The sequence below is a fragment of the uncultured Legionella sp. genome (genome assembly GCF_937871865.1).
GTDB lineage: Bacteria > Pseudomonadota > Gammaproteobacteria > Legionellales > Legionellaceae > Legionella.
In genome coordinates this window covers 1-4,824 of sequence record NZ_CALMPD010000274.1, presented here as the reverse complement: position 1 = coordinate 4,824, position 4,824 = coordinate 1, and the positions used below count along the sequence as shown (strand labels likewise).

The following is a 4,824-nucleotide window of genomic DNA, read 5'->3' as shown; positions in this document are numbered from 1 at the left end:
TTCTTGCGATATGCACCACACAATGAACCGTCTCACCAATCAAAGGTTCAATTTCAGTCGGGGCGGAAGGGTTACGGGTAATAAGTGATTTCAAACGATGAAGTCCTGCAAGGCAGTTATTGGCATGCAAAGTAGCAGCTCCACCCTCATGACCTGTATTCCAGGCATCAAGTAAATCCAGCGCTTCACTGCCCCGCACTTCACCAACAAGGATTCGATCTGGTCGCATCCTTAAAGTGGTTTTCAAAAGCTGGGTCATATTGACATCAATGGTGGTGTGATATTGGACGCAGTTCTCAGCAGCACATTGAATTTCACCAGTATCTTCAATGATGAAGACACGCTCGGCTGGTGAGCTACAAACCATTTCATTGATAATGGCGTTCACTAAAGTAGTCTTGCCAGAACCTGTGCCTCCAATGACGAGAATGTTTCGATGTGCAATAACAGCCTTCTTAATCACAGCACATTGTGCTTCTGTCATGATTTTTGATTTTACATAGTCATCTAGTGTAAAAACCGAAATGGCTTTTTTACGAATTGCAAATGTTGGTTTTGATACCACGGGTGGCAGCTGCCCTGCAAAACGTGAACCATCTAAGGGCAGTTCACCCTCCAGTATTGGATTAAAACGTGTTACCTCCTTACCATGAAAGCCGGCAATAGTTTTAATGATTGATTCAGCACGAGCGTCATTGATACTACCTATGCAACGCATGGTTTCTCCAAGCCTTTCTTGCCAAAGCTTGCCATCTGCATTGAGCATAATTTCAACGGTTTTAGGATCGCTTAGTGCTTGTTCAATCGTGCCACCCAAGTCACGCCTTAACTTTTCACGGGCACGGTCTTTAACGGTGATTCCTTGTTCTTCTTGCGCATTCATACGATATATTCTCCGATTACTGATGCTTTTAAGCTGACTTCAATCCATTTTTGAATTTGCTAATTAAGCGATCAACGATGCTTTCTTTATTGGAGGACGAGTCGCTGAACCATTGATCTTTTTGGCGTTCACGATAAATGCGTCTTTGAATTTCATCACGGTGGACAGGAATTGATTGAGGGGCATCGAAGGCTAGACGAACCTCACCATCTCGATAACCCACCACAGTGCAGTAAACTTCTTCACTGATAACAACCGATTCCCCAACTTTTCTTGTTAAAACCAACATAATGCGTCTCCTTAAAGTTATTTAAATAAATAGGCCTTGCACTGCCTGATATTCTCTTCAACCACTTCCATACTGGCTGGTTGATATTTTTCTGGTCTGACATTAAAAGCATTTCGCCTTTTGATATCACGACAAAAACCAATCATTTGCGGCAGGGTAGGAGGCATTTCGCAATGATCTCGGCAATCAATGATGACTTGATCCAAAATCTCATCACTGAACTGACTTAACCCCTCCAACCACTCTTTCTTGGCAAATTCCAAAAAACCATCATTCTTGAACTGACTGCGCCACAAATGCCCGTAGTAAACTGCAAAGCGAGTAAACAGGTTTTCAATACATTTTTTTCTACTGTCGGTAGCATTGCAGGTTGATGACGTTTGACTGCTTGTATTCGTCTTCATCGGTGCTTGCTGTCTCTCCTGTTTCTGGGTTCCAGAATGGATCAATGGCTCCGCTCTTAGTATTTGTGCCGCGCTTCTCATTCCTTTTCTCCTGCGTTAATTCGATTTTGACTTCATCTTCCCAACATTTTTGAGATAGCCAGTTAGCTGGAAATTTCCATGCCGGAACCCATTCTCCATGTGCTTCTTTTGCTTCACGCGCTGTGATTTGTTGATAAAGTGCTTGCAACATGCATTGCAGCAAATGTTCATCTGGATTGATTTGTTGAAAAATTTCAAAGGCACGATCACGTGACTTTTTCTCGGGGTACATACGCCAGAAATTGTCGAAGCGTTGTAATAAATAAATATAATTATTTTCTTTAATTTGAGGTGTGTCGGCTTTTAGCAATTTATCTATGTCGGCTTTTACTTCAGTAGTTCCCGAAATCCTTGTATTTACAGGGATTACAGCATGCGGCTTTGTGTCGGCTTGCTGTGTCGGGTTTGTGCCGGGTTTATTTTGGACACAATAACTGATATCCGCTAAAAGGCATTTTAAAATAAGATGTTTATCGAAAGATTGAATGACAATAAGTCCTGCTCGTTCAAGCCCTTTAATGACTCGACGAATTTGCTGACGACTAGGACTTCCTGACTCAGTAATACCTTGATGGGGTTCAATATAAAGTGCCTCAGCTAGCGATTGGTAACTGATCCGTCGCTTTATCCCTACTACGAAAGTATTGCGATCCATATAGGGTCGAATACCTCTTAAGTAGGTAATTTGTTGGATATATGAAAGTCCACAGAGCGCATCCAATTCATTGTCATTCACTGTAAAGTACATAAATAGTCCGTTATTCCTTAACTAAAGTCTTAGCGCTCAATGAAACTTGTGATAACATTTTGAGAACTTAAGGCAAAAAATAGCTCTTAATGAGCTTAAATACTCGAATCGAGTATTTAGTAAATCTCAAAATAACACATATTGAGTTATAGTCAATATGTAAATGGATTAATTTATTAACCTAAAACCGTGGAATAGGTATGAACATCAAAGAGAAAATCGGCCAAAGAATTATGAATGAACGAAAGGCCAAAGGATTGACGAGAAAAGCATTGGCTGAGTTGACCAGTGAGTTGAAAATTTCACGTATTAATAATTATGAAAGAGGGGACCGTACCCCTGGTCCAACAGAAATTAAATTGCTTGCTGATGCGCTGGAAGTCTCAGCATCTTATTTGATGTGCTTAACTGATAACCGTGAAGGGAAGATGACCAAATCCCTTGGCATGGGGGCATTGATTCCTGTATTGGATTACAATCAAGCAATTGATCCAGCTGCTTTCATCCAGAAAATCAAAGATGACGTTGATACCAAAGTTGAGTTTATTCCTGTTAGTACAGCTGTTAGTGATAGCATTGGAAAAAATGCTTTTGCTCTGCAGATTAAAGATGAAAGCATGATGTCGGAACTTCGAATTAATGATGTCATAGTCGTAGACCCTGATACAAGCCCCAAACCTGGCGATTTTGTAGTGGCCTTAGTTGAAGAAGAGCAGGAAGTGATTGTTCGCAAATATAAACAATTATCGGCTTCTAAAGAGGCTCAGCAATTTGAATTAATTGCGCTTAATGAGGATTGGGCTAATATTCGTATTGGTCTCAAACAACAAGCTCAGATTGTTGGATGTGGAGTTAGTTTAATTCGAGGTTTGAGAAGTTAGATTTGTTAACAAATTTCAAAGTTTTTCATATTATATAAATCAAAACATATATAATCTTGAAAGACAGGTCCTCAACCATTCTAGAGAGAAAAATTCTGAAAATTACGAACTGTTTCTTGTTATTCATAGATAATTATAAAGTAGGAATTCATTGATAAAGAGATAATATGAAAAATCGAATAGCTTATATCAACTGGGATAATTTCAGGACAAAGTTTAGTAATTATAAGCAATCGGCTTTCGAACGGCTATGTTATCTTCTATTTTGCATAGAGTTTGAAAAAAACACTGGTATATTTCGATTTAAGAATCATGCAGGCATAGAAACAGACCCTATTGAAAAAGATGGATCTATTATCGGATGGCAAGCCAAATTCTATGATATGGGGTTATCTAGGGCTAAAGCCGACCTAATTAGCTCAATCAAGACCACCATACAGAGGCATCCTGAAGTAAATAAGATAATTTTTTATACAAATCAGGAGTTTGGTCAGCATACAAAAAACACTGCTCCACGTTATAAAACCGATATTGAAAAATACGCAAAAGCTAATAATATTGGTATAGAGTGGAGAACAGCAAGTTATTTTGAATCTCCTTTCGTTTGCGAACAAACTAGTATTGTGGAGCATTTCTTCTGTTTAAATAAAGGTATTCTCGACTCTATTGCCGAAATAGAATTAAGCACTGACTCCATACTGAAACCAATTCACTCTGAAATTTCTTTTGGCAAGAAGAAAATTAAATTTGATCGTTCTGAAATTGTAAAACAAATAAAGAATATGTTTCAAAATTCCTCGATGGTAATAATTTATGGAGGGGCGGGTGTTGGGAAAACAGCAGTTACTAAAGAACTATATGAAAATATAAAGGAATCAGCGGTAATTTTTTTATTTAAGGCTGCTCAATTCAATAGTATTCCTCACATTAATCACCTTTTTGAACCTTATGGGGAAATCACGTATTCTGAGTTTATTAGCGAACATAGTGATATAACAGAAAAATATATTTTTTTTGATTCAGCAGAGAAGCTTTTGGAGATTGAAGATAAAAATGTATTTACTATGTTCCTTAGAGAACTTGTTGATAATAATTGGAAATTAATTTTTACCGTAAGGAATACATACCTTGATGAGCTCAGATTTCAAATAGAGGAATCTTGTAGATCAGATTTCAGTTCAATTAACATACCAACGCTCACGCATGAAGAGTTAGCGAATATTTCTAAAACAGAAGAGTTTGCTCTTCCCAAAAATGAAAGGTTGTTATGTCTTCTACAAATACCATTTTATTTAAATGAGTATTTGAAAAATTACCGTCTTATAGAAGGAGATATAAATTATTTACAGTTCAAAGATGAAATTTGGTTAAAAAAAATTCAGAAATCCAGTTATCAAGTAAATAATTTACATCTGCGTAGAGAAGATTGCTTTTTGAAGATTGCAAAGCAAAGAGCAAATGATGGCGGGTTCGAAGTTAAGATTATCGGTAATTTTCAGGATAGTTGTCGCTTGAAGCAGAGCAGATTTGCTCTACTT

General features: G+C 37.7%; 6 protein-coding genes. 2 read left to right on the top strand and 4 right to left on the bottom strand.

The features are described 5' to 3' along the window. From trbB to Q0495_RS14730, 4 genes are all read right to left on the bottom strand, one after another. The coding region (gene trbB, locus Q0495_RS14745; protein WP_298627630.1) for a P-type conjugative transfer ATPase TrbB at positions 1-883 on the bottom strand (883 nt) is incomplete at its 3' end. Between the two features lie 28 nt (positions 884-911). Further along, a complete protein-coding gene (csrA, locus tag Q0495_RS14740; RefSeq protein WP_027265149.1) occupies positions 912-1,172 on the bottom strand; it encodes a carbon storage regulator CsrA in 261 nt (86 codons plus the stop codon). Between the two features lie 17 nt (positions 1,173-1,189). After that, the gene (locus Q0495_RS14735) at positions 1,190-1,501 is read right to left on the bottom strand and encodes a Vir protein (RefSeq protein WP_298627632.1); all 312 of its coding nucleotides are present in this window, start codon (positions 1,499-1,501) and stop codon (positions 1,190-1,192) included. Between the two features lie 19 nt (positions 1,502-1,520). After that, a complete protein-coding gene (locus Q0495_RS14730; RefSeq protein ID WP_298627625.1) occupies positions 1,521-2,405 on the bottom strand; it encodes a hypothetical protein in 885 nt (294 codons plus the stop codon). A 200-nt stretch (positions 2,406-2,605) separates the two neighbouring features. On the opposite strand from Q0495_RS14730, the gene Q0495_RS14725 reads away from it, so the two are divergent. Beyond that, on the top strand, positions 2,606-3,286 hold the full coding sequence (locus Q0495_RS14725) for a S24 family peptidase (RefSeq protein ID WP_298627622.1): 681 nt from the start codon (positions 2,606-2,608) through the stop codon (positions 3,284-3,286). 167 nt (positions 3,287-3,453) lie between these two features. Beyond that, a partial coding sequence (locus tag Q0495_RS14720) for an ATP-binding protein (protein ID WP_298627621.1) occupies positions 3,454-4,824 on the top strand: 1,371 nt, incomplete at its 3' end.

What these genes read in the sequence shown, in the direction of transcription:
- Q0495_RS14725 (WP_298627622.1), top strand. Translation starts at nt 2,606, where the DNA reads ATGAACATCAAAGAGAAAATCGGCCAAAGAATTATGAATGAACGAAAG.
- csrA (WP_027265149.1), bottom strand. Translation starts at nt 1,172, where the DNA reads ATGTTGGTTTTAACAAGAAAAGTTGGGGAATCGGTTGTTATCAGTGAA.
- Q0495_RS14730 (WP_298627625.1), bottom strand. Translation starts at nt 2,405, where the DNA reads ATGTACTTTACAGTGAATGACAATGAATTGGATGCGCTCTGTGGACTT.